The sequence below is a fragment of the Variovorax sp. V15 genome (assembly GCF_041154425.1).
GTDB classification, from domain to species: domain Bacteria; phylum Pseudomonadota; class Gammaproteobacteria; order Burkholderiales; family Burkholderiaceae_C; genus Variovorax; species Variovorax guangxiensis.
In genome coordinates this window covers 4,954,039-4,977,496 of record NZ_AP028659.1, presented here as the reverse complement: position 1 = coordinate 4,977,496, position 23,458 = coordinate 4,954,039, and the positions used below count along the sequence as shown (strand labels likewise).

20 protein-coding genes are annotated in these 23,458 nt (G+C 68.5%); 19 read left to right on the top strand and 1 reads right to left on the bottom strand.

Annotated features, from left to right (window positions below; genetic code table 11):
- Positions 1-6: 6 nt before the first annotated feature.
- The gene (locus ACAM57_RS23790; RefSeq protein ID WP_176664552.1) at positions 7-483 is read right to left on the bottom strand and encodes a MarR family winged helix-turn-helix transcriptional regulator; all 477 of its coding nucleotides are present in this window, start codon (positions 481-483) and stop codon (positions 7-9) included.
- Positions 484-627: 144 nt separating this feature from the next.
- On the opposite strand from ACAM57_RS23790, the gene ACAM57_RS23785 reads away from it, so the two are divergent.
- From ACAM57_RS23785 to ACAM57_RS23695, 19 genes are all read left to right on the top strand, one after another.
- Entirely contained in the window at positions 628-2,799 is a 2,172-nt protein-coding gene (locus ACAM57_RS23785) for a thiamine pyrophosphate-dependent enzyme (RefSeq protein ID WP_369659194.1), read from the top strand.
- A gap of 4 nt (positions 2,800-2,803) precedes the next feature.
- On the top strand, positions 2,804-4,312 hold the full coding sequence (locus tag ACAM57_RS23780) for an indolepyruvate oxidoreductase subunit beta family protein (protein WP_369659193.1): 1,509 nt from the start codon (positions 2,804-2,806) through the stop codon (positions 4,310-4,312).
- Between the two features lie 15 nt (positions 4,313-4,327).
- On the top strand, positions 4,328-5,320 hold the full coding sequence (locus tag ACAM57_RS23775) for a 2Fe-2S iron-sulfur cluster-binding protein (protein ID WP_369659192.1): 993 nt from the start codon (positions 4,328-4,330) through the stop codon (positions 5,318-5,320).
- Between the two features lie 20 nt (positions 5,321-5,340).
- A complete protein-coding gene (locus ACAM57_RS23770) occupies positions 5,341-6,654 on the top strand; it encodes an aromatic ring-hydroxylating dioxygenase subunit alpha (protein WP_184635659.1) in 1,314 nt (437 codons plus the stop codon).
- Positions 6,654-7,148 carry an aromatic-ring-hydroxylating dioxygenase subunit beta gene (locus ACAM57_RS23765; protein ID WP_184635661.1) on the top strand — a complete coding sequence of 165 codons (495 nt, stop codon included), beginning with the start codon at positions 6,654-6,656 and terminating at the stop codon, positions 7,146-7,148. The genes ACAM57_RS23770 and ACAM57_RS23765 overlap by 1 nt, the downstream gene beginning before the upstream one ends.
- 14 nt (positions 7,149-7,162) lie before the next feature.
- Positions 7,163-8,788 carry an AMP-binding protein gene (locus tag ACAM57_RS23760; RefSeq protein ID WP_369659191.1) on the top strand — a complete coding sequence of 542 codons (1,626 nt, stop codon included), beginning with the start codon at positions 7,163-7,165 and terminating at the stop codon, positions 8,786-8,788.
- Positions 8,785-9,957 (top strand): thiolase family protein, encoded by a 1,173-nt coding sequence (locus ACAM57_RS23755; protein WP_369659190.1) that lies wholly within the window; start codon positions 8,785-8,787, stop codon positions 9,955-9,957. Before ACAM57_RS23760 ends, ACAM57_RS23755 begins: the two co-directional genes overlap by 4 nt.
- A complete protein-coding gene (locus tag ACAM57_RS23750; protein WP_126022766.1) occupies positions 9,954-11,207 on the top strand; it encodes an SDR family NAD(P)-dependent oxidoreductase in 1,254 nt (417 codons plus the stop codon). The genes ACAM57_RS23755 and ACAM57_RS23750 overlap by 4 nt, the downstream gene beginning before the upstream one ends.
- 16 nt (positions 11,208-11,223) lie before the next feature.
- Positions 11,224-12,036, top strand: coding sequence for a cyclase family protein (locus ACAM57_RS23745; protein WP_369659189.1), 813 nt, complete (start codon positions 11,224-11,226; stop codon positions 12,034-12,036).
- The gene (locus tag ACAM57_RS23740; protein ID WP_369659188.1) at positions 12,033-12,767 is read left to right on the top strand and encodes an SDR family oxidoreductase; all 735 of its coding nucleotides are present in this window, start codon (positions 12,033-12,035) and stop codon (positions 12,765-12,767) included. The genes ACAM57_RS23745 and ACAM57_RS23740 overlap by 4 nt, the downstream gene beginning before the upstream one ends.
- A gap of 58 nt (positions 12,768-12,825) precedes the next feature.
- Positions 12,826-13,992: an ABC transporter substrate-binding protein gene (locus ACAM57_RS23735; protein WP_126022769.1), complete on the top strand. Its 1,167-nt coding sequence runs from the start codon at positions 12,826-12,828 to the stop codon at positions 13,990-13,992.
- Between the two features lie 21 nt (positions 13,993-14,013).
- Positions 14,014-15,156 carry an ABC transporter substrate-binding protein gene (locus ACAM57_RS23730; RefSeq protein ID WP_369659187.1) on the top strand — a complete coding sequence of 381 codons (1,143 nt, stop codon included), beginning with the start codon at positions 14,014-14,016 and terminating at the stop codon, positions 15,154-15,156.
- Between the two features lie 28 nt (positions 15,157-15,184).
- A complete protein-coding gene (locus ACAM57_RS23725) occupies positions 15,185-16,510 on the top strand; it encodes an aromatic ring-hydroxylating dioxygenase subunit alpha (RefSeq protein ID WP_369659186.1) in 1,326 nt (441 codons plus the stop codon).
- Positions 16,507-16,971, top strand: coding sequence for an aromatic-ring-hydroxylating dioxygenase subunit beta (locus ACAM57_RS23720; protein WP_369659185.1), 465 nt, complete (start codon positions 16,507-16,509; stop codon positions 16,969-16,971). The genes ACAM57_RS23725 and ACAM57_RS23720 overlap by 4 nt, the downstream gene beginning before the upstream one ends.
- Positions 16,972-17,023: 52 nt before the next feature.
- On the top strand, positions 17,024-18,187 hold the full coding sequence (locus tag ACAM57_RS23715; protein WP_369659184.1) for an ABC transporter substrate-binding protein: 1,164 nt from the start codon (positions 17,024-17,026) through the stop codon (positions 18,185-18,187).
- Between the two features lie 34 nt (positions 18,188-18,221).
- Positions 18,222-19,277: a branched-chain amino acid ABC transporter permease gene (locus ACAM57_RS23710; RefSeq protein WP_369659183.1), complete on the top strand. Its 1,056-nt coding sequence runs from the start codon at positions 18,222-18,224 to the stop codon at positions 19,275-19,277.
- Positions 19,274-21,061 carry an ATP-binding cassette domain-containing protein gene (locus ACAM57_RS23705; protein ID WP_369659182.1) on the top strand — a complete coding sequence of 596 codons (1,788 nt, stop codon included), beginning with the start codon at positions 19,274-19,276 and terminating at the stop codon, positions 21,059-21,061. Before ACAM57_RS23710 ends, ACAM57_RS23705 begins: the two co-directional genes overlap by 4 nt.
- Before the next feature lie 82 nt (positions 21,062-21,143).
- On the top strand, positions 21,144-21,875 hold the full coding sequence (locus ACAM57_RS23700; RefSeq protein ID WP_126022780.1) for an ABC transporter ATP-binding protein: 732 nt from the start codon (positions 21,144-21,146) through the stop codon (positions 21,873-21,875).
- Entirely contained in the window at positions 21,865-23,454 is a 1,590-nt protein-coding gene (locus ACAM57_RS23695; RefSeq protein WP_369659181.1) for an ATP-dependent acyl-CoA ligase, read from the top strand. The genes ACAM57_RS23700 and ACAM57_RS23695 overlap by 11 nt, the downstream gene beginning before the upstream one ends.
- Positions 23,455-23,458 lie beyond the last annotated feature (4 nt).

Below are 23,458 nucleotides of genomic sequence, written 5' to 3'. Positions count from 1 at the left end.
GAGGGCTCAGTCTTCTTCTCGCTCGTCGGCCGGCAGTCGCATGTGCAGGTCGATCATCTGCCGCAGCGTCTGCTTGAGCTCTTCCGCGCGGCGCAGCCCGAAGGGCTCGAGCACGCGCCGCTCGTGCTCGCGCGCAAGTTCCATCAGGTGCTCGACAGCCTTGAGTCCCTTGCGCGTGATGCGCACCAGCGTGATGCGGCGATCACTCTCATGGGGCAGGCGCTCGACCTGTCCGCGTGCTTCCATGCGATCCAGCAGCCGCGTCACCGTGGGCTGCTTGGTCACGGTGACCTGCGCGAGCTGGCCGATGCTGACCGGCTCGCTGCCCGCGAGCGAGGCCATCACGCGCCACTCCGACACCGAGAAGCCCTGCTGGCGCGCCACTTCGTGGAACTCCGAAGAGATCAACTGGCTGGCCTGCGCCAGCAGCGCAGGAAGGTAGTCATCGACGAAGCGATGCGATTCGACGGGTTGATCAGCCATGAAGGCACCTCACAGTCGCCACGGGCACGCTGCTTGCATGTCTAGGGTAATTCATGATTGTGGATACATTCATTTGTCAACATTATAGAAAGCACGGTGCAACCTCCTGGTCGCATCGTCCCACGACAGACAACAAGGACCCCGATGGCAGAGCGTTCGTTCGTTGAAGAAGTCAAGAAACTGCGGCTTTCTGGTGGGGAAGTCTTCAGGGGCGAGGGCATTCTGGCTGTCACCAAGGCCCTTCTGGAGTCGGGAGTTTCCTATGTGGCCGGCTACCAGGGCGCGCCCATCTCGCATCTGATGGACGTGCTGGCCGATGCGCAGGACATCCTTGCCGAGCAGGGCATCCGCTTCGAGAACAGTGCGAGCGAAGCCACCGCGGCCGCCACGCTCGCAGCCTCCGTCAACTACCCGCTGCGCGGCGCCGTCACCTTCAAGGCTACCGTGGGTACCAACGTGGCTTCCGACGCGCTGGCCAACCTGGCATCGGGCGGCGTGACCGGCGGCGCGCTCATCATCGTGGGCGAGGACTACGGCGAAGGCTCCTCGATCATGCAGGAGCGCAGCCACGCCTTCGCGATGAAGTCGCAGATCTGGCTGCTCGATCCGCGCCCCAACCTGCCCAGCATCGTCGATGCGGTCAAGCAGGGATTCGATCTCTCCGAGGCCAGCAACACGCCCGTGATGCTGCAGCTGCGCATCCGCGCCTGCCACGTGCACGGCCACTTCGTCGCGGGCGACAACAAGCGCGCGAAGTTCACGCTGAAGGATGCGCTCGAGAATCCGCAGCGCGACGTGGGCCGCATCGTGCTGCCGCCTGCGAGCTTCGTCCATGAACAAGAGAAGGTGAAGGACCGCTGGCCCGCGGCCGTGCGCTTCATCGAGGAGCGCAAGCTCAACGAGTTCTTCTCGGAAGACGCCGACGACATCGGCATCATCGTGCAGGGCGGCAGCTACAACACGCTGGTACGCGCGCTCGAACGCCTCGGCCTCGCGGACGTCTACGGCAACACACGGGTGCCGCTGTACGTGATGAACGTTGCCTACCCCGTCATCGAAAGCGAGGTGATCCGCTTCTGCGAAGGCAAGCGCGCAGTGCTCGTGGTGGAGGAGGGACAGCCGAACTTCGTCGAGCAGAACCTCGCGACCATCCTGCGCCAGGCCGGGTCCTCCACGGTGTTGCACGGCAAGGACATGCTGCCGGTGGCCGGCGAATACACGGCCGCCGAGCTGCTCAAGGGTGCGCGCAGCTTCTGCGAGCGCTACGAACGCCTCGCGCCGTTGTCGGTGCCCGCGCCCGCGCGCAAGGTGATCCCGCTGACCGAAGTCGCTGCCGAGCCTGCGCAGCCCGTCGCGCCGCTCGGCGAGGTGGTTCATGCCCGTCCGCCGGGCTTCTGCACCGGCTGCCCCGAGCGCCCCATCTTCAGCGCGATGAAGCTGGTCGAGCGCGAACTCGGCCCGCACCATGTGAGCGCCGACATCGGCTGCCACCTGTTCTCCATCCTGCCGCCCTTCAACATCGGCAACACCACCATGGGCTACGGCCTGGGCGGCGCGGGCGCCGCGGCGCTCAACGCACCCGCCGGCAAGCGTGCGATCTCGATGATGGGCGACGGCGGCTTCTGGCACAACGGCCTGACCAGCGGCGTGGCCAACGCGGTCTTCAACAAGAGCGACAACCTCACCATCGTCGTCGACAACAACTACACCTCGGCCACCGGCGGGCAGGACATCCTCTCGTCGAACGCCGTCAACAAGACGCGCAGCACCGGCCACGAGATCGAGAGCGCCGTGCGCGGCGTCGGCGTGAAGTGGGTGAAGACGATGCGCCGTACCTACGACATCGCCGGCATGCGCGACGCGCTCAAGGAGGCGCTGACCACCAAGGAAAAAGGCCCGAAGGTGCTGATCGCCCAGTCGGAGTGCATGCTCAACAAGCAGCGCCGCGAGAAGCCGCTGGTGCGCAAGGCCATCGCCGACGGCAAGCGCATGGTGCGCGAGAAGTTCGGCGTCGATTCCGACACCTGCACCGGCGACCACTCCTGCATCCGCCTTTCGGGCTGTCCGTCGCTGTCGATCAAGCCCAACCCCGATCCGCTTCGCACCGACCCGGTCGCGGCGGTGCTCGACAGCTGCGTGGGCTGCGGTGTGTGCGGCGAGGTCTCGCACGCCGCGGTGCTGTGCCCCTCCTTCTACAAGGCGCAGATCGTGAGCAACCCCAGCCGCTGGGACCAACTGCGCGAGCGCATGCGCGCAGCCGTCATCGGCTGGATGCAGCGCGGCGAGGCTCGCCGCCGTGAAGCCTATGCCTTCTGAAGCGATGACGAACATCAGGGCCCAGCCTATCAAGATCGCTATCCTCGCCATGGGCGGGGAGGGCGGCGGCGTGCTCGCCGACTGGATCGTCGACATGGGCGAGGCCAACGGCTACGTCGCCCAGACCACCTCCGTGCCGGGCGTTGCCCAGCGTACCGGCGCGACCATCTACTACGTCGAGCTTTACCCATCGTCGCAAGCAGAGAACGACGGCGGCACGCCGGTGCTCGCGCTGATGCCGCTGCCGGGCGACGTCGACGTGGTGCTCGCATCCGAGCTGATGGAAGCCGGCCGTGCCGTGCAGCGCGGCCTGGTCACGCGCGAACGCACCACGCTGATCGCTTCCACGCACCGCGTGTTCTCCATCGCCGAGAAGAGCGCGATGGGCGACGGCCGCGTCGACAGCGGCCAGCTCCTCGCGCACACGGCCAACGCCGCCAAGCGCTTCATCCGCTTCGACATGGCCCAGGCCGCCGAGGCTTCGGGCAGCGTGATCAGCGCAGTGCTCTTCGGTGCGCTGGCGGGCTCGGGCGTGCTGCCCTTCAGCCGCGCGCAGTTCGAAGCGACCATCGAACGCGGCGGCGTGGGCGTGAAGCCCAGCCTCAAGGCCTTCGGTGCGGCGTTCGAGCGTGCACAGGGCGGCGACGATGGCGAGCCGGTGAAGGAAGCACCTATCGCCGCCCCCGCACCGCAGCCGCGCCACCCCGCCGTGCGCTCACTGGTCAAGCGCGTGCAGAACAGCTTCCCGGTCGAAGCGCAAGACCTGCTGCTCGAAGGCGTGCGCCGCCTCATCGACTACCAGGACCCGGCCTACGCCGACCTCTACCTCGACCGCATGGCTTCCATCGCGGCCTTGCCCTCGGGCGATCGTCGCCTGCTTCGCGAGACCGCGCGCCATCTCGCGCTGTGGATGTCCTACGAAGACACTGCCCGCGTCGCGGCTCTCAAGACCCGCGCCACCCGCTTCGAGCGCGTGCGCGGCGAAGCGCGCGTGCAACCGGGACAGGTACTCGCCATCAACGAGTACATGCACCCGCGTCTGCAGGAGATCTGCGAGACCCTGCCCGGCGGCATCGGCCGCTGGCTGATGAACTCGACGCTGCCGAAGAAGATCGTCGAGCGCTTCACCCAGCACGGCCGCGTCATCCAGACCAGTTCGCTGCGCGGCTATCTCATGCTGCGCATGGTGGCTGCCTGCAAGCGCTGGCGCCTCTCCACCATGCGCTACGCCGAGGAGAACCGCCGCATCGAAGAATGGCTGCAGCGCATCGCCGCCACCGCGCAGCGCAATCCGGAGCTTGCCGTCGAACTGGCCCAGTGCCAGCGCCTCGTCAAGGGCTACAGCGACACGCACGAGCGCGGCATCCGCAACTACGACACCGTCATGCGTGCCTTCGAGCGCGCCGGCGACGCACTGGCGCCGGCCACGCTGCGCGAATTGCGCGACGCCGCATTGGCCGACGAGCATGGCCACAAGCTGCGGGCCGCACTGGTGCAGCACGCATTGGCCTGAGAAGAGACTCCGAAGATGACCGCACCCTCAGCCACCCTTTCATTGCGCGTCACCGAAGCGCGGCAACTGAACCCGCTGATCCGCATGCTGCGCCTGCGCGCCGACGACGGCCGCGCGCTGCCCGGCTTCGCGGCCGGCGCCCACATCCGCGTGCAGGTGTCGCTCGCCGATGGCAAGACCGACTGGCGCCACTACTCGCTCATCAACTTCGACACGGCGCGCAACGCCACCAACGCACCGACCGAATACGTGATCGCGGTACGCAAGGAAGCCGAAGGCCGCGGCGGTTCGCGCTTCATGCACGAAGGGCTGAAAGAAGGCGACACCATCGCCATCGAGCCGCCGAAGAACGACTTCCCACTGCACACCGGCCCCGGCGGCACGGTGCTCGTGGCGGGCGGCATCGGCGTGACGCCGCTGGCCACCATGGCTGCGCGCCGCCGGGCCGAGGGCGCGGCGGTGCGCATGCACTACGCCGGCCGCAGCCGCGAGCTGATGGCCTTCCTGCCCGAGCTGCAGGCGCTGCTGGGTGACGATCTGCACGTGCACGCCGATGCCGAGGCTGGCGCGCCGCTGGCCATCGACACGCTGCTCGACAGCGTGCCCGCCGGCGACCGCCTCTACGTCTGCGGCCCCAAGGTCATGCTCGACGCGGTGCTCGAACGCACGCAGGCGCGCGGCTGGGAGCACGACCGAGTGCACTTCGAGCTCTTCACCGAGCCCGTCGCGGAAGAGGGCGACCAGCCCTTCGAGGTGGAGCTGGCCCAGTCCGGGCAGCGCTTCACCGTGCCGGCGGACCAGAGCATCCTCGACTGCCTCATCGAGCACGGCTGCGACCCCATGTTCGACTGCAAGCGCGGCGAATGCGGCGTGTGCGCAGTGCCCGTGCTGGAAGGCGAGATCGACCATCGCGACTACGTGCTCACTGCCCGCGAGAAAGCGGAAGGCACCGTCATGCAGATCTGCATCTCGCGCGCCAAGGGTGCGCGCCTGGTGCTGGACATCTGAAGCAAGGAGACATGAACGCCATGACCTCGTACAGAGACAACCCCGATGCCATCCGCGCGCTGGTGCAGAACGACCGGGTGCACCGCGACCTGTACACCAGCCAGGAACTCTTCGAGCTGGAGCAGGAGCACTTCTTCGCCAACACCTGGAACTACGTCGGCCACGAGAGCCAGCTGCCCAAGCCCGGCGACTGGATCAGCAACGAGATCGCCGGGCGCCCGCTGATCGTCGTGCGCCACTCCGACGGCAGCGTGCGCGTGATGATGAACCGCTGCGCCCACAAGGGCTCGCGCCTCGTCAACGGGCCTTGTGGCAACACCGGCAAGTTCTTCCGCTGCCCCTACCACGCCTGGACCTTCAAGACCGATGGCGCGCCCCTGGCGATTCCACTGAAGACCGGCTACGAGAACACCCAGCTGCACGAGTGCGAATCGGGCAAGGGCCTGACCACCGTGAAACACGTGCGCAGCCACCGCGGCTTCATCTTCGTGAAGATCAACGATGCCGGCCCTGATTTCGACGAGTACTTCGGCGACTCGCTGAGTTCCATCGACAACATGGCCGACCGCTCGCCCGAAGGCGAGCTGGAGATCGCCGGCGGCTGCCTGCGCTTCATGCACCAGTGCAACTGGAAGATGTTCGTCGAGAACCTCAACGACACCATGCATCCGATGGTGGCGCACGAGTCCTCGGCCGGCACCGCCAAGCGCATGTGGGCCGACAAGCCCGAGAGCGAACCCAAGCCCATGGCGGTGGAGCAGTTCGTGCCCTTCATGTCCGACTACAAGTTCTTCGAGGACATGGGCATCCGCACCTACGACAACGGCCACAGCTTCACCGGCGTGCACTTCAGCATCCACAGCAAGTACAAGGCGATCCCCGAGTACGACAACGCGATGAAGGCCCGCTACGGCGAGGAGAAGACCGCGCAGATCCTCGGCATGGCGCGCCACAACACCGTCTACTACCCGAACCTCACGATCAAGGGCGCGATCCAGGCGATCCGCGTGGTCAAGCCGATTTCGGCCGACAAGACCCTCATCGAGAGCTGGACCTTCCGCCTCAAGGGCGCGCCGCCGGAGCTGCTGCAGCGCACGGCCATGTACAACCGCCTCATCAACTCGCCGTTCTCGGTGGTGGGCCACGACGACCTGCAGGCCTATCGCGGCATGCAGGCCGGCCTGCACGCGAGCGGCAACGAGTGGGTCAGCCTCCACCGCGACTACGACCCGGCCGAGCTGAAGGGCGGCGAGATCACGACCGGCGGCACCAACGAGCTTCCGATGCGTAATCAATACCGCAGCTGGGTGCAACGCATGACGGAGACGATGTGATGGCCGGCACCGCGTCAGAAATCACCCGCCAGGACCTCATCGACTTCGTGGTGAACGAGGCGTACCTGCTCGACACCCGCCGCTACGAGGAGTGGAACGCGCTCTTCACCGACGATGCCTTCTACTGGGTGCCGCTGATTCCCGACCAGGAAGACGGCCTCAACCACACCTCGCATCTCTACGAGGACAAGCTGCTGCGCGAGTTGCGCATCGAGCGCCTGAAGAGCCCGCGTGCCTTCTCGCAGCAGCCGCCGAGCCGCTGCCACCACCTGCTGCAGGTGCCAGTGGTCGAGCAGTTCGACGCGGAAGCCAACCGCTACGTGGTGCGCACTTCGTTCCACTACACGGAGTCGCAGGGCGACGAGATCCAGTTCTACGTGGGCACCTTCTTCCACCACCTCACGGTGCAGGACGGCGCGCTGCGCATGACGCTCAAGCGCGTCAACCTTCTCAACTGCGACGCGGCCCTGCCGGCCGTGCAGCTCTTCATCTAGCCGGGACGCGAGTGATGCCCCACGCCACCGTCCACGACGTCTTCGCGGCCACCGCGGCCCGCACGCCGCAGGCTGAATTCCTTTTCACCGAATCGGTGACCGCCGCCGCCTACGGCATCGAGGCGGGCGCCATCCGCTGGGGTGAAGCCGCTGCGCAGATCGAACGCCTGCGTGCCGCTTATGCGCAAGCCGGCTACGGCCACGGCCATCGCGTCGGCCTGCTGCTGGAGAACCGGCCGGCTTTCATCTTCCACTGGCTCGCGCTGAACGCACTGGGCGTGAGCGTGGTGCCGATCAACTCGGAGATGCGCTCGGCCGAGCTGGTCTACCTGATCGGCCACAGCGAGATCGGGCTGGCCGTAACGCTGCCCGAACGCGCTGCCGACCTGCGCGCGGCGGCCGCACAGGCAGGCATCGCCTTCGAGACCATGGGCCCCGACGACGCGGTGCCGTCCGCGAAGACAGCTGCGCCGCGTGCTGGCGAGCCCGTGGGCATCGACACCGAATGCGGCCTGCTCTACACCTCGGGCACCACCGGGCGCCCCAAGGGCTGCATCCTGAGCAATGCCTATTTCCTGCGCGCAGGCGAGTGGTATGCGGCGCTAGACGGCGTGTGCAGCATCCGGCCCGACAAGGAGCGCGTGATCACGCCGCTGCCGCTCAACCACATGAACGCGATGGCCTTCTCCACCATGGTGGTGCTGGTCGCGGGCGGCTGCCTGGTGCAGCTCGACCGTTTCCATCCGAAGAGCTGGCTGGCGAGCGCGAAGGAAAGCGGCGCGACCATCGTCCACTACCTGGGCGTGATGCCCGCGATGCTGCTGTCGGCACCCGCATCGGCCGCCGACCGCGACCATGCCATCCGCTGGGGCTTCGGCGCCGGCGTGGACCGCAAGAACCACGCGCCCTTCGAGGAGCGCTTCGGCTTTCCGCTGGTGGAGGCCTGGGCCATGACGGAGACCGGCGCGGCCGCCTGCATCATGGCCAACCGGGAGCCGCGCCTGGTGGGCACCAGCTGCTTCGGCCGGCAGGAGAATTTCGTCGAGATCCGCCTCGTGGGCGACGACGGCAGTGAAGTCGGCGTCGATGCGCCGGGCGAACTGCTGGTGCGCTCGGCCGGCCCGGACCCTAGGCGCCATTTCTTCTCCGGCTACCTGAAGGACGAGGAGGCCACGCGCGAGGCCTGGGCCGACGGCTGGTTCCACACCGGCGATCTGGTGCGCCGCGATGCAGAGGGCAACTTCTTCTTCGTCGATCGCAAGAAGAACGTGATCCGCCGCAGCGGCGAGAACATCTCGGCCGTCGAAGTCGAGAGCGTGCTCAACCAGCATCCGGCGGTGAAGGCATCGGCCGTGGCCGCCACGCCCGACGAAGTGCGCGGAGACGAGGTGCTCGCCTGCATCGTGATGCGCGAAGGCGCCGATGCCTCGCAGCCCGAACAGACCGCGGCCAGTATCGTCCAGCACGCGCTGGCACAGCTCGCCTACTACAAGGCGCCCGGCTACGTGGCCTTCGTCGATGCGCTGCCGCTCACGCCCTCGCAGAAGATCCAGCGCGGGCAGCTGCGCGAGATGGCGCAGTCGCTTCCAGGCCAGGCCCATTGCATCGACACCCGCTCGATGAAGAAGAGGCAGGCATGACTGGCAAGCGGCTTTCCTACGAAGGCGTGGCGGTCGCGGTGCCCGTCACCGTGCCTTACGTGCGCTATTCCACGCGCACCGCGCATTGGTTCGTCGGCCAGGCGGTCGAGGCGCTGGTGAAGGCCAGCGGCGTGCCCAAGGAGCAGATCGACGGCCTGTGCCTCAGCAGCTTCTCGCTCGCGCCCGACACCGCGGTGGGCGTTACCCAGCATCTGGGCCTGTCGCCGCGCTGGCTCGACCATGTGCCCACGGGCGGCGCATCGGGCGTGATGTGCCTGCGCCGTGCGGCGCGCGCCGTGCAGGCGGGCGATGCCGACATCGTGGCCTGCGTGGGTGCCGACACCAACCATGTCGACTCCTTCCGCCAGACGCTGGGCAGCTTCAGCAACTTCGCGCGCGATGCGAGCTACCCCTACGGCTCGGGCGGCCCCAACTCGATCTTCGCCTTCATCACCGCCAACTACATGCGCACCTACGGCGCAAGGCGTGAAGACTTCGGCCGCATCTGCGTCGACCAGCGCACCAACGCGCTGGGCAACCCGAACGCGATGTTCAAGAAGGCTCTCACGCTCGACGAGTACATGGCCGCGCGGCCGATCTCCGACCCGATCCACCTGTTCGACTGCGTGATGCCCTGCGCCGGCGCCGACGCCTTCCTCGTGATGAGCGAGGAGCGCGCGCGCGACCTGGGCCTGGCGCACGTGGTGATCCGCGGCGCCATCGAGCGCCACAACGCCTACGCCGAAGACCCGGTGATGGTGCAGGGCGGCTGGCGCAAGGACCGCGACGACCTGTACGCGCAGGCCGGCATCCGGCCCGCGGAGCTCGACTTCGTGCAGACCTACGACGACTACCCCGTCATCGTGATGATGCAGTTCGAGGACCTGGGTTTCTGCGAGAAGGGCGAGGGCCCGGCCTTCGTGCAGGCCAACACCATGACCTTCGACGGCAGCTTTCCGAACAATACCAGCGGCGGCCAGCTCTCGGCCGGACAGGCTGGTGCGGCGGGCGGCTTCCTCGGCATGGTCGAGGCGATCCGGCAGCTGACCGACCAAGCCGGCGCGCGCGCCGTGCCGAATGCCCAGCTGGGCCTTGTCGCCGGCTTCGGCATGGTGACCTACGACCGTTGCCTGTGCACAGGCGCGGTGATCCTGGGGAGACCCGCATGACGATGCCCCTGATGCGCCCCCCGCGCAAGAACCCGGTGCTGCGCACCCGGCAGATGAACCTGCCGCCCGGCGCGCGCGGTCGCGTGGCGCTGGGTCTCACCGCTGCCGCGGCCGAAGGCCGCTTCGAACTCCAGACCTGCGACGACTGTGGCACGGTGCAGTACCCGCCGCGCGAGGTCTGCCACAGATGCCTCTCCGCCGCGCTGCGCTGGCGGCAGCAAAGCGGCGAGGGCGAGCTGCTCGGCAGCACGACGCTGCATCACAGCAACGACCTGTTCTTCCGCGAGCGGCTGCCCTGGCGGCTGGGCCTGGTGCACCTGGATGCCGGCCCCACGCTCATGGTCCACCTGCATGGCGAAGTCGGCGACGCGCCGCAGAGGGTGCGCGTAGGCGCCCGGCTCGACCGCGCAGGCCAGGCCGTTCTCATTGGTTTTCCGAACGAAGGGAGTCCCCACATGGCCGACGACAAGATGCTGCGCGAGATGACCAGCGACCCCAAGTTCCGCAAGGTGCTGGTGACCGATGGCAAGACCGAGACCGGGCAGGCGATCGTGCGCGCGCTGGTCAAGGCCGGCGCCGACATCGTCTGGGTCGGCCACGCCGAGCCCTGGAAGAAGATGGGCGACGGCCTCGACGACATCTCGGCGCTGCCGCAGGTCACGCTGGTGCCGCTGGACCTGACCAACGGCCGGCAGGTGACGGAACTCGCGGGCTCCATCGGCGGCAAGGTCGACATCGTCATCAACAACGCGGAGGTGCACCGCACCTTCGGCATCGGCGCGCGGCGTGGCACCGACGTGGCCAAGGCCGAGATGGACATCAACTACTTCGGCCTGCTGCGCCTCGCGCAGGAGTTCGGTCCCGCGCTCAAGGGCCGCTCGGCCGACGGCGTGACGGGCGCGACGGCGTGGGTCAACCTGCTGTCGATCTACGCGCTGAGCAACTTCCCGCCGCACGGCACCTTCAGCGCATCGAAGGCGGCGGCGCATTCGCTCGCGCAGTGCCTGCGCGCGGAGATGCGGCCGGCGGGCATCCGCGTGATCAACGTGTTCCCCGGCCCCATCGACGACGAATGGAACCAGCACACGCCGCCGCCCAAGCTCGCGCCCCCGGCGCTGGCCAACGCCATCGTGAAGGCGCTGCGTGATGGCGTGGAAGACGTGTACCCCGGCGACGTGGCGCAGGAGTGGCTGGAGCGCTGGCGCGACAACCCGAAAGTGCTCGAGCGCGAGCTGGCTGCAGGCGGTTGAGACAGGAGCCGAACGAATGACCACCACAACCGAACTGATGTCCGCAGCCGAGATCCTCGGCGGCCTGGTGACCGCCATGGCAAGCGGCCGTATCCGCGTGATCGACCTCACGCAGACGCTTACGCCCGAGTTCCCGCAGATCGCGCTGCCGCCCGAGATGGGCCAGTGCTGGCCCTTCCGCATCGAGGAGGTGTCGAAGTACGACGAGCGCGGCCCGGGCTGGTACTGGAACAACTTCTCCTGCGGCGAGCACACCGGCACGCACTTCGACGCGCCGATCCACTGGATCTCGGGACGCGACCTGCCGAACAACTCGGTGGACACCATTCCCGTGCAGCACTTCGTGGCGCCGGCCTGCGTGATCGACTGCTCGCCGCAGGTGAAGGACGACCCCGACTACCTGCTGACCCTGGAAGACATCGAGGCCTACGAGGCAGCGCATGGCCGCATTCCGAAGGGTGCGTGGGTGCTGATGCGCACCGACTGGTCCAAGCGCACCGACCCAGAGGCTTATCAGAACTTCGACGAGACCGGTCAGCACACGCCTGGACCGAGCACGGCGGCCGTGCGCTTCCTGGTCGAGGAGCGCGACGTGCTGGGCTTCGGCTCCGAAGCCATCGGCACCGACGCGGGGCAGGGCTATCACCTGCGCCCGCCGTACCCGTGCCATTACTACATGCACGGCGCGGGTCGCTATGGCCTGCAGTGCCTGAGCAACCTCGACCTGCTGCCGCCGTCCGGCGCGGTGCTGATCTGCCCGCCGCTGAAGATCGAGAAGGGCAGCGGCAGTCCGCTGCGCGTGCTGGCGCTGGTGGGAGCATCGGCATGAGCGGCACCGCACCCAAGGTCGCGGCGGTCACCGGCGGCAGCGCAGGCATCGGCAAGGCCATCTGCGAAGACCTGCTCGCGCAGGGCTACGAGGTGGTGTCGCTCGCTCGCCGCAAGGCGGAGATCGACCACCCGAAGCTGCACAGCATCGAAGTCGACCTGAGCGACCGCGCCGCCACCGGCGAGGCGGTGCGCGAACTGGTCGGGCGCTTCTCGCCCACCACCATCGTGCACAACGCGGGCGTGATCCGCGCCGCGCTGCTGCCCGAGGTGAAGCTCGACGACCTCGACGCGCTGGTCGACCTGCACCTGGGCTGTGCGATCCAGCTCGTGCAAGGTGCATTGCCCGCGATGCGCGCGCAGCGTTTCGGCCGCGTGGTGCTGCTGTCTTCGCGCGCCGCGCTGGGGCTGGCCACACGCACCAGCTATTCGGCCACCAAGGCCGGCATGCTGGGCATGGCGCGCACCTGGGCGCTGGAACTCGCGGCCGACGGCATCACGGTGAACGTGGTGGCGCCGGGACCCATCCGCACCGACATGTTCTACGACGTGGTCGAGGCCGGCAGCGAGAAGGAGCGCGCACTCGCCGCCTCGGTGCCCGTCAAGCGCCTGGGCGAGTCGGCCGACGTGGCACGGGCCGTGCGTTTCTTCGCGGACGCCGACAACAGTTTCGTCACCGGCCAGGTGCTGTACGTGTGCGGCGGCGCCAGCGTCGGCAGCCTGGCCCTCTGACCCGGATCCATCTTTTCGCGTTCTCGTCACCCAAAAAAACCACCTCTGGAGCACCGCCATGAAAGTACTGAACCGAATTCGCACATTCGCGGCCATCGCCGCGGGCCTCGGCGCGCTGAGCGCCGCGAGCGCGTGGGCCGCCGACCTCAAGGTCGGCTTCATCACGTCGCTGTCCGGCCCGGTGTCGTCGCTGGGCATTCCGTACGACAAGGGCATGAAGGCGGCTCAGGCCTACAAGTCGGAAGTCGGCGGCCGCAAGGTGCAGGTGATCGCGCTGGACGACGCCTCCGATCCGTCCACGGCGGCGCGCAACGCGCGCAAGCTGATCGAGGAGGACAAGGTCGACGTCATCATCGGCACGGCCGGCGCGCCGGGTTCGCTGGCCATCGCCGGCGTGGCGCGCGAGACGAAGACGCCGCTGATATCCATCGCCAACGCCGACCTGCCGGGCGAGGAGGGCGCGTGGATGGTGACGCTGCCGCAGCCCGCGCCGCTGATGATGGGGGCGATGGTCGAGAAGATGAAGCAGTCGGGCGTGAAGACGGTGGCCTACATCGGCTACTCCGACGCGTGGGGCGACCTGGTGTATGACGCGCTCATGAAGTCGGCGCCCGCCGCCGGCATCAAGGTGGTGTCTAACGAGCGCTATGCGCGTGCCGATTCGTCGGTGGCCGGCCAGGTGCTGAAGATCGTGGCGCTGCGCCCCGACGCGGTGATCACCGGCGCATCCGGCACGCCCGGCGCGCTGCCCTACCTGGCGCTGCAGGAGCGCGGCTACAAGGGAAAGATCTACGGCATGCACTCGCTGATCAACCCCGACTTCATCCGCGTCGGCGGTGCGTCGGTGGAAGGGCTGCTGGCACCCACTGGCCCGGTGGTGGTGGCCGAGCAACTGCCCGACGCCAACCCGATGAAGAAGATCGCGATGGACTTCCGCGCCGCCTTCCAGAAGGCCAACGGCGCGCCGCCCACCGACACCTTCTCGGCCTACAGCTTCGATGCGTGGCTGATCTACCTCGACGCGGCACAGCGCGCGTTGGCCGGCAAGGCCGAGCCTGGCACGCCGCAGTTCCGCCTCGCGCTGCGCGACGCCATCGTGAGCACCAAGGAGCTGGTGGGCACGCACAGCGTCTACAACTTCAAGCCGACCGACCGCTACGGCTCTGACGACCGCTCGCGCGTCGTCGTGAGGCTCGACAAGGGCCAATGGAAGCTGGTTCCCTGAAACCCCGACGTGAAATCGCTAATGAAAAAGATCGCCCGCATCCTCGCCACCACGGCCGTCGCGCTGGCCGCAGCGCAGGCCATGGCCGCCGACCTGAAGATCGGCTTCATCAGCTCGCTCTCGGGCCCGGTGGCCGCGCTGGGCGTGCCCTACGAGAAGGGCATCCGCGCCGCAATCGCCGAGCACCCCGAGATCGCCGGGCGCAAGGTGCAGCTCATCGTGCTCGACGATGCCTCCGACCCCACCACCGCAGGCCGCAACGCGCGCAAGCTGGTGACCGAGGACAAGGTCGACGTGCTGATCGGCACCTCGGGCGTGCCGGGCGCGATGGCCATCGCCTCGGTGGCGCGCGAGCTCAACACGCCGCTGATCTCGCCCACGCCGGTGACCATTCCGGGCCCCGAGGGCGCGTGGACGGTGACGGTGTCGCAGCCCTTCCCGCTGATGGTGGCGGGCGTGGTCGATCGCATGAAGAAGTCGGGCGTGAAGACGGTGGCCTTCATCGGCTTTTCCGACGCTTTGGGCGACCTGGCCTACGACTCGCTGATGAAGAGCGCCGATGCCGCCGGCATCAAGGTGGTGGCGAACGAGCGCTATGCGCGCAGCGATTCGTCGGTGGCCGGGCAGGTGCTGAAGATCGTCGCGGCGCGGCCCGACGCGGTGTTCGCGGGCAACTCGGGCACGCCCGGCGCGCTGCCCTACATCGCACTGGCCGAGCGCGGCTACAAGGGCAGGATCTACGGCACGCACGGCCTCATCAACGCCGACTTCGTGCGCGTGGGCGGCGCCTCCATCGAGAGCCTGCAGGTGCCCAGCGGCCCGGTGCTGGTGGCCGACCAGCTGCCCGACAGCAACCCGATCAAGAAGGTGTCGATGGGCTTTCGCAATGCGTACCAGAAGCTCAACGGCGCGGTGCCGACCGACGCCTTCTCGTCGTACACCTACGACGCCTACCTGCTGCTGGCCGACGCGGCCTCGCGCACCAAGGGCGAGCCCGGCACGCCGGCCTACCGCACGGCGCTGCGCGACGCGATCGTGAGCACCAGGGAGCTGGTGGGCACGCACGGCGTCTACACCTTCAAGCCTGATGACCGCTACGGTTCCGACCAGCGCGGCGTGGTCATCGTGCAGATGACCAAGGGCCAGTGGAAGCTCGTCCCCTAGCCCAGGCCGCGCCGCCGAGCACATCGCCATGACCACCTACCGCAACCGCCCCGATCTCGTCGCGGCGCTGGTTCAGGACGACCGGGTGCACCGCGACCTGTACCTGAGCGACGAGCTTTTCGCGCTGGAGCAGGAGCACCTGTTCGCCGGCACCTGGGTCTTCCTGGGCCATGCGAGCCAGGTGCCGCAGGCCGGCGACTTCGTGACGCAGGAGATCGCGGGTCGGCCATTGCTCATGGTGCGCCAGCCCGACGGCGATGTGCATGTGCTCTACAACCGCTGCGCCCACAAGGGCACGCAGCTGGTGACGGACGAATGCGGCAACACCGGCCGCTTCTTCCGCTGCCCGTACCACGCCTGGACCTACAAGCTTGACGGCGCGCCGCTCGGGCTGCCGCTGAAGAACGGCTACGAGGGCACGCAGCTAAAGGCCTGCGAGTCGGGGCAGGGGCTTTCGGTGGTGAAGAACGTGAAGGTGTACCGCGACTTCGTGTTCGTGCGCCTTTCCGACACCGGCCCTTCGTTCGACGAGTACTTCGGCGAGGTGCTGGGCGCCATCGACAACATGGTCGACCGATCGCCCGAAGGCAAGCTGGCCGTTGGCGGCGGCGTGCTGCGCAACATCGTCCACTGCAACTGGAAGATGTACCTGGAGAACATCAACGACACGGTGCATCCGCTGTCCACGCACGAATCTGCCACCAAGGCGGCCGAGGCGCTGTGGGAGGGCCACGCGCCAACGGATCCCAAGCCGATGGCGATGGAGCAGATCCTGCCTTTCGGCTCGGGCTACGAGTTCTTCGACAGGATGGGTGGGCGCGTGTTCGCCAACGGCCACAGCGTGCTGGGGGTGAACTTCAGCATCCATTCGAACTACGCGCAGCTGCCCGAGTACGAGGCCGCCATGCGCGCTGCGCACGGCGAGGAGCGCGCGGCCGAGATCCTGCAGCGCTCGCCGCAGAACTCCGTCTTCTTTCCGAGCCTGTCGGTCAAGGGCTCGCCGCTGGCCATCCGCGTGATCCGTCCGCTGGCGGCAAACCGCACGCTGATCGAGGCCTGGAGCTTCAGCGCGGCAGGCGCGCCTGCGCTGCTCTTCGAGCGCGCCATGAGCTACAACCGGCTGGTGTTCTCGCCGATGTCGGTGGTCGCGCACGACGACGTGCACCTGTTCGAGAGCATCCAGCAGGGCCTGCGCGCGGGCGGCAACGAATGGGTGAGCCTGCATCGCAACTTCGATCCGGCCGAGAAGCAGCAGGCCACGATCACCACCAACGGCACCAACGAGCTGCTGATGCGCAACCAGTTCCGCGCCTGGGCGAAGGCCATGGCGGCGGGTATGGAGGCCACGGCATGACGGACCCGCGCGATTTCGCCGCCCAGGAGGCGGCGCTGCTCGACGAGCGCCGCTTCGACGACTGGCTGGCCCTGTTCGCCGAGGACGGCCACTACTGGGTGCCGCTGCTCGGCGCGGCGCAGGCCGACCCCTTCTCGCACAACTCGCTGGCCTACGAAGACCGCCTGCTGCTGCAGCTTCGCGTGGAGCGGCTGAAGAACCCGCGCGCGCATTCGCAGCATCCCGCGAGCCACAGCCAGCATGTGCTGCAGCCCTCGCGAATCGTACGCGAGGATGGCGATGAAGCCTGGCTGCGCACGCCGTTCCTCTACGTCGAGGCGCGCGGCGAGGGGCAAATATTGCTGAGCGGCACCGCCCGCCACCACCTCGTGCGCACTCCTGAGGGCTGGCGAATCCGCGAGAAGCGCGTCGACCTGCTCAACGCCCCGCGCGCGTTGCCCGCCATCCAGTTGTTCATCTGATCCATCCGAGTTACCCGTTGTCCATTCCAACCATCCTCACCGGAGCTACGACATGAAGAGCCTGATGCAGACATTGACGCGCGGCGCCCTTGCCGCCGCGCTGACCGCCTGTTGCGTTGCCAGCGCATTCGCGGCCGACCTCAAGGTCGGACTGAGCGTGTCGCTGTCGGGGCCGAACTCCTCGCTGGGCGTGCCCTACGCCAAGGGCATGCAGGCCGCGCTGGCCTACAAGCCCGAAGTCAATGGCCGCAAGATCCAGCTGGTCGTGCTCGACGACGGCTCCGACCCGACCACGGCCGGGCGCAACGCGCGCAAGCTGATCGAGGAGGAGAAGGTGGACGTGCTCATGGGCACCTCGGGCGTGCCCGCGGCAATAGCGATGGCCCAGGTCGGCAAGGAGGCGAAGACGCCGATGATCGGCCTCACGCCCATCCTGCTCGACCCCAACGAGAACCCGTGGGTGATGACCGTGGCCCAGCCCACGCAGCTGATGATCGACGCGGTGGTCGAGCGCATGAAGCGCAACAACGTGAAGACCGTGGGCTACATCGGCTTCTCCGATGCCTGGGGCGACCTGGTGTACGAGGCGCTGATGAAGGCCGCGCCCGCCGCAGGCATCAAGGTGGTGAGCAATGAGCGCTATGCGCGCTCCGACGCCTCGGTGACCGGACAGGTGCTGAAGATCGTGGCGCTGCGCCCCGACGCGGTGATGACCGGCGGCGCCGGCACCCCGGGCGCGCTGCCCTTCCTCGCGCTGCAGGAGCGCGGCTTCAAGGGCGGCGTGTACGGCCAGCACGGCCTCATCAACCCCGATTTCGTGCGCGTGGTCGGCGCGGCCGGCCAGAACGCGCTGATGCCCACGGGCCCCGTGATCGTGGCCGAGCAGCTGCCGGCCGAGTACCCGACCAAGAAGATCGCCACCGACTTTCGCGCCGTCTTCCAGAAGGTCAACAACGCGCCGACCAGCGATGCCTTCTCGGCCTATTCCTTCGACGGCTGGCTGGTGTTCGCCGACGCCGCCTCGCGCGCGATGAAGAAGGCGGAGCCGGGCACGCCCGAGTTCCGCGTGGCGCTTCGCGACGCCATCTTCAGCACCAAGGAGGTTGTGGGCACGCACGGCGTCTATACCTTCAAGCCCGGCAGCCTCTACGGCGTGGATGAGCGCGCCCGGGTGATCGTCAAGCTCGACAACGGCCAATGGAAGCTCGCACCTTGAACCTCTTGTTCCCGACTTTCCGGAGGACCGCGCCATGACGTGGGACGTGGCCCTCATCCTCATCACCGACGGCCTTGCCAACGGTGCCATCTACCTGCTGGCCGGCCTCGGGCTGGTGCTGATCTTCTCGGTTACGCGGGTTGTGTTCGTGCCTTTCGGTGACATCGCGGCCTTCGCGGCGCTGTCGCTCGCGGCCTTCGAGACCGGCCGCGTGCCGCCGACCATCGGCATGGTCGCGGTGCTTGCGGCGCTGGCCCTGGCCACCGAAGTAGGCAGCCTCGTGCGGCGCGGCGAGACCGCGCGCATTCCGAAGGCGGTGCTGACCTGGGGCGTGCTGCCCGCCATTCCCTGCGCGCTGGCATGGCTCGCGGCACGGCCGGGCGTGCCGGTGGCGGTGCACATCGCGGTGGCGGTGCTGCTGGTGGTGCCCATCGCGCCGCTGCTCGCGCGGGTGGTGTTCCAGCCGATCGCCGACGCTTCGGTGCTGGTGCTGCTGATCGTGTCGCTGGCGCTGCACTTCCTGCTGTCGGGCCTGGGCCTGCTGTTCTTCGGGCCCGAGGGCTCGCGCACCACGCCGCTGACCAGCGCCGTGTTCACGCTGGGCGAGGGCTTCACCGTCAGCGGCCAGGTGGTGCTGATGGTGGGGGCGGCCATCGTGCTGAGCGGCCTCTTCTTCCTGGTGTTCGAGCGCACGGTGGCCGGCAAGGCGCTGCGCGCCACGGCGGTCAACCGCGTGGGCGCGCGGCTGGTCGGCATCCGGCCGGTGCGCACCGCGTTGCTGGCGTACGGGTGCGCCTCGCTGCTGGCGGGGCTGATCGGCGTGCTGATCGCGCCGGTGACGACGATGTACTACGACTCGGGCTTCATCATCGGCCTGAAGGCCTTCGTGGCCGCGATCATCGGCGGGCTCGTGAGCTACCCGATGACGGCCGTGGGCGCGCTCGCGGTCGGCGTGGTCGAGAGCTTCGCCTCGTTCTGGAGCGGCGCGCTGAAGGACGTGATCGTGTTCAGCCTGCTGATACCGGTGCTGATGCTGCGCTCCTTCATGGCCGCGCATGCCGAAGAGGAAGAAGACGAGGTGGACGAATGAACGGCAATCGCAAACGCATGGCGTGGATCGCCGGGCTCGTCGTGGTGCTGGCGCTGGTGCCGGTGTTCGCGGGCAGCTTCACCGTCTCGCTGCTCAACGACATCGGCATCGGCGCACTCGTGGCGCTGGGCCTCGTGCTGCTGACGGGCGTGGGCGGCGCCACCTCCTTCGGGCAGGCGGCCTTCGTGGGCATCGCGGCCTATGCGACCGCGTGGCTCACCACCACGCAGGGCATGTCGCCTTGGCTGGGGCTGCTGTTCGCGCTGCTGCTCACGGGGCTGTCGGCATTGGCCATCGGCATGCTGACGCTGCGGCTGGGCGGGCACTTCCTGCCGCTGAGCACCATCGCCTGGGGGCTCTCCATCGCGATGCTGTTCGGCAATGTCGACGCGCTGGGGCGGCACACGGGCCTGTCGAACATTCCGCCGCTGCAGATCGCAGGCTGGTCGCTGGCCGATCCGCGCGCGATGTATTGCCTGATCTGGACGGTGGTCGGGCTGGCCTGCCTGTTCAGCCACAACCTGCTGCAGTCGCGGCCGGGGCGCGCGATTCGCGGGCTGCGCGGCGGCGCGACGCTGCTGGCGAGCGTGGGGGCCGATGCGTACCGCGTGCGGCTTTCGCTGTTCGTCACCGCAGCCCTGCTCGCGGGGCTGGCGGGCTGGCTCTACGCGCACATGAACCGCTTCGTGAGCCCGTCGCCCTTCGACGTGCGCGCCAGCATCGAGTACCTGCTGATGGCGGTGGCCGGCGGGCTCGGCCAGCTGGGTGGCGCGCTGGTGGGCGCCGCGCTGGTGCTGGTGCTGAAGAACGGCCTGCAGGACGTGCTGCCGATGCTCACGCAGCGCGCGGGCCAGCTGGAGGCGGTGGCCTTCGCGGCGCTTTTCATCCTGCTGCTGCACTTCGCGCGCGGCGGCGTGATGGGGCTGCTGCGCCGCTGGACGCGACGCCGCGCCGGCACTCGCGGGCCTTCGCGTCACGAGGGGCCTGCCGTCGAGCCGCTGCCGCATCGCACGCTACCTGCGCGCGGATCGCCGGTGCTGTCGGTGAACGGCGCGGTCAAGCGTTTCGGCGGGCTGGTGGCGGTGAACGACGTGAGCTTCGACGTGAAGGCCGGCGAGATCGTCGGCCTGATCGGGCCCAACGGCGCGGGCAAGTCGACCATGTTCAACCTGCTGACCTGTACGCTGCCGATGAGCTCGGGCCAGGTGCGCTTCCTGGAGCACGACATCGCCGGCATGCCGCAGCGCGAGGTGGCGCGGCTGGGGCTGGCGCGCACCTTCCAGCACGTGAAGCTGCGCCCGCACATGAGCCTGCTCGACAACGTGGCGCTGGGCGCGCATTCGCGCACGCGCTCGGGCATCCTGAAGGCGGGGCTGCGGCTCGATCGCACGGAAGAGCAGCAGATCCTGCAGGAGGCGCAGCGCCAGCTGGACCGCATCGGCCTGGGCGACCGCGCGCACGAACAGGCGGGCAGCCTGCCGCTGGGCACGCAGCGCATCCTGGAAATCGCCCGCGCGCTGGCCGCCGACCCGGTGCTGCTGGTGCTCGACGAGCCCGCGGCCGGGCTGCGCCGCAAGGAGAAGATGGCGCTCGGCGACCTGCTGCGCAAGCTGCGCGAAGAGGGCGTGACCATCCTCATCGTGGAACATGACATGGACTTCGTGATGAAACTGGTGGACAGGCTGGTGGTGATGAACTTCGGCTCCAAGCTCGTGGAGGGCGTGCCGTCGGCGGTGCGCGCGGACGAGCGCGTGCAGGCGGCTTATCTGGGGAGCGTCGTATGAGCGCCGCACGGCTGCCCGAAGGCGCGGGCCCCGTTCAGGGGGTGCGCGAAGTACGCGAAGTGACGAGCCTGGGGGTGTGGGTATGACCGCGATGCTGGAGATCGGCGATCTGCACGTGTCCTACGGACAGGTCGAGGCGGTGCGCGGCGTGTCGCTCGACCTGCAGCCGGGCCAGATCATCTCGGTGATCGGCCCCAACGGCGCGGGCAAGACCACGCTGCTGGCCGCCGCCATGGGCCTGCTGCCCTGCAAGGGCACGCTGCGCTTCGAGGGCGAAGACCTGCAGGGGCTCGACGTGGAAGCGCGCGTGGAGCGGGGCCTGTGCCTGGTGCCCGAGAAGCGCGAGCTGTTCGGTGAGCTGACCGTGCTCGACAACCTGCAGCTCGGCGCCTATGCCAAGCGCCTGCGCGGCGATGCGATGAAGAAGCGGCTGCAGTCGGTGTACGACCGCTTTCCGCGGCTGGCCGAGCGCCGCTCGCAGCGCGCCGACACGCTCTCGGGCGGCGAGCGCCAGATGCTGGCCGTGGGCCGCGCGCTGATGTCGGCGCCGCGCCTGCTGATGCTCGACGAGCCCAGCCTGGGCCTGGCGCCGCTGATCGTGCGCGACATCCTGGCCATCGTGCGCAAGCTGCGGGAGGACGGCGTGTCGATCCTGCTGGTGGAGCAGAACGCGCGCGCTGCGCTCGAAAGCTCCGACCACGGCTATGTGCTGGAGACGGGCGAGATCGCGCTCTCGGGCGCCTCGGCCGAGCTGGCGAGCGACTCGCGGGTGCAGGCGACCTACCTCGGTGGAGGCACGCACGATGACGACTGAACCCCGTGCCGTGCCGCCCGCGCAGCGCACGCTGCCGGCGATGCTGCAGCGGCAGGCGGGGCTGTTCGGTTCGCGCGCGCTGCTGAAGATCGCGGGGGGCGAGTGGACGCATCGCGATGCGGCGCAGGCCGCAGCCGTGCGGGCCGGGGCGCTGGCTGCGGCCGGCGTGGTGCGTGGCGATCGCATCGCGGTGATGTGCGGCAACCGCGTCGAGTTTCTCGAAAGCTTCCTTGGAGCGGGATGGCTGGGTGCGTCGACGGTTCCGGTCAATACGGCGTCGATGGGACCGCAGATCGAATACTTCCTCGCGAACAGCGAGGCGAAGCTGCTGGTGATCGAAGCGGGCTTCGTGGAGCGGCTCGCGGCGGCGGATCTCGGGCGTACCGTGCTGCGCGAGATCTGGGTTGTCGGTGAGATCGCCTCGGGTGGCTGGCAGGCACCTGCGGGCGTGCGCGTCGTGGCGTATCCCGCGCATGGAGAACCCGTCGAGCCGGCATCCGTGCAGCCCGGCGACGCACTCGCGATCCTCTATACCTCGGGCACGACCGGGCCTGCCAAGGGCGTGGTCTGCCCGCACGCGCAGTACTTTTGGTGGGGCGTGAACAGTGCCGAAGTGCTCGGCGTGGGCGCCGACGACGTGCTGTGCACCACGCTGCCGCTCTTCCACATCAACGCGCTCAACACCTTCGCGCAGGCCGCGCTGACGGGCTCGCAAGTGGTGTTCGAGCCGCGCTTCTCGGCATCGGGCTTCTGGCCGACGATGCGTGCGAGCGGGGCGACGGTGGTCTATCTGCTGGGGGCGATGGTGCCGATCCTGCTGGCCCAGCCCGAAGGGGCCGGGGAGCGCGACCACCGCGTGCGCATCGGGCTGGGGCCCGGCGTGCCGGCTGCCGCCGGTGCCGCCTTCAAGGCGCGCACGGGCGTGTCGCTGCTGGAAGGCTATGGGTCGACCGAGACCAACTTCGCCATCGCCACGGCGCCCGATTCGCCGCGCGGCGGTGTGATGGGCTGGCTGCGCCCGGGCTTCCAGGCGCGCGTGGCCGATGAGGACGACGTGGCGCTGCCGGCCGGCGAGGCGGGCGAGTTGCTGCTTCGCGCGGACGAGCCGTATGCCTTCGCCAGCGGCTACTTCAACATGCCGGAGAAGACGGTCGAGGCCTGGCGCAATCTCTGGTTCCACACCGGCGACCGCGTGGTGCGCGATGCGGACGGGGCCTTCCGTTTTGTCGACCGCATCAAGGACGCGATCCGCCGGCGCGGGGAGAACATTTCCTCGTTCGAGGTCGAGCAGGTGCTGCTGGGCCACCCCGCCGTGGCTTCGTGCGCGGTGTATCCCGTGCGCTCCGAGCTTGCCGAGGACGAGGTGATGGCCGCGCTGGTGGCCCGCGAGGGCGCGGCCATCGACCCGGCCGAGCTCGCGCGCTTCTGCGAAGGCCGGCTGCCGTACTTCGCCGTGCCGCGCTACATCGACGTGCTGGCCGACCTTCCGCGCACCGAGAACGGCAAGGTCCAGAAATTCAAGCTGCGGGAACGCGGCGTGGGGCCCCAGACCTGGGACGGCCGGCCCGCGAAGGCCTGACGGG

Bases quoted from the DNA above. Each gene is read 5' to 3' on its own strand.
- ACAM57_RS23740 (WP_369659188.1), top strand. From the start codon at position 12,033: ATGAGCGGCACCGCACCCAAGGTCGCGGCGGTCACCGGCGGCAGCGCA.
- ACAM57_RS23755 (WP_369659190.1), top strand. From the start codon at position 8,785: ATGACTGGCAAGCGGCTTTCCTACGAAGGCGTGGCGGTCGCGGTGCCC.
- ACAM57_RS23700 (WP_126022780.1), top strand. From the start codon at position 21,144: ATGACCGCGATGCTGGAGATCGGCGATCTGCACGTGTCCTACGGACAG.
- ACAM57_RS23710 (WP_369659183.1), top strand. From the start codon at position 18,222: ATGACGTGGGACGTGGCCCTCATCCTCATCACCGACGGCCTTGCCAAC.
- ACAM57_RS23775 (WP_369659192.1), top strand. From the start codon at position 4,328: ATGACCGCACCCTCAGCCACCCTTTCATTGCGCGTCACCGAAGCGCGG.
- ACAM57_RS23735 (WP_126022769.1), top strand. From the start codon at position 12,826: ATGAAAGTACTGAACCGAATTCGCACATTCGCGGCCATCGCCGCGGGC.
- ACAM57_RS23745 (WP_369659189.1), top strand. From the start codon at position 11,224: ATGACCACCACAACCGAACTGATGTCCGCAGCCGAGATCCTCGGCGGC.
- ACAM57_RS23750 (WP_126022766.1), top strand. From the start codon at position 9,954: ATGACGATGCCCCTGATGCGCCCCCCGCGCAAGAACCCGGTGCTGCGC.
- ACAM57_RS23725 (WP_369659186.1), top strand. From the start codon at position 15,185: ATGACCACCTACCGCAACCGCCCCGATCTCGTCGCGGCGCTGGTTCAG.
- ACAM57_RS23760 (WP_369659191.1), top strand. From the start codon at position 7,163: ATGCCCCACGCCACCGTCCACGACGTCTTCGCGGCCACCGCGGCCCGC.
- ACAM57_RS23705 (WP_369659182.1), top strand. From the start codon at position 19,274: ATGAACGGCAATCGCAAACGCATGGCGTGGATCGCCGGGCTCGTCGTG.
- ACAM57_RS23730 (WP_369659187.1), top strand. From the start codon at position 14,014: ATGAAAAAGATCGCCCGCATCCTCGCCACCACGGCCGTCGCGCTGGCC.
- ACAM57_RS23695 (WP_369659181.1), top strand. From the start codon at position 21,865: ATGACGACTGAACCCCGTGCCGTGCCGCCCGCGCAGCGCACGCTGCCG.
- ACAM57_RS23715 (WP_369659184.1), top strand. From the start codon at position 17,024: ATGAAGAGCCTGATGCAGACATTGACGCGCGGCGCCCTTGCCGCCGCG.
- ACAM57_RS23770 (WP_184635659.1), top strand. From the start codon at position 5,341: ATGACCTCGTACAGAGACAACCCCGATGCCATCCGCGCGCTGGTGCAG.
- ACAM57_RS23790 (WP_176664552.1), bottom strand. From the start codon at position 483: ATGGCTGATCAACCCGTCGAATCGCATCGCTTCGTCGATGACTACCTT.
- ACAM57_RS23785 (WP_369659194.1), top strand. From the start codon at position 628: ATGGCAGAGCGTTCGTTCGTTGAAGAAGTCAAGAAACTGCGGCTTTCT.
- ACAM57_RS23780 (WP_369659193.1), top strand. From the start codon at position 2,804: ATGACGAACATCAGGGCCCAGCCTATCAAGATCGCTATCCTCGCCATG.
- ACAM57_RS23720 (WP_369659185.1), top strand. From the start codon at position 16,507: ATGACGGACCCGCGCGATTTCGCCGCCCAGGAGGCGGCGCTGCTCGAC.
- ACAM57_RS23765 (WP_184635661.1), top strand. From the start codon at position 6,654: ATGGCCGGCACCGCGTCAGAAATCACCCGCCAGGACCTCATCGACTTC.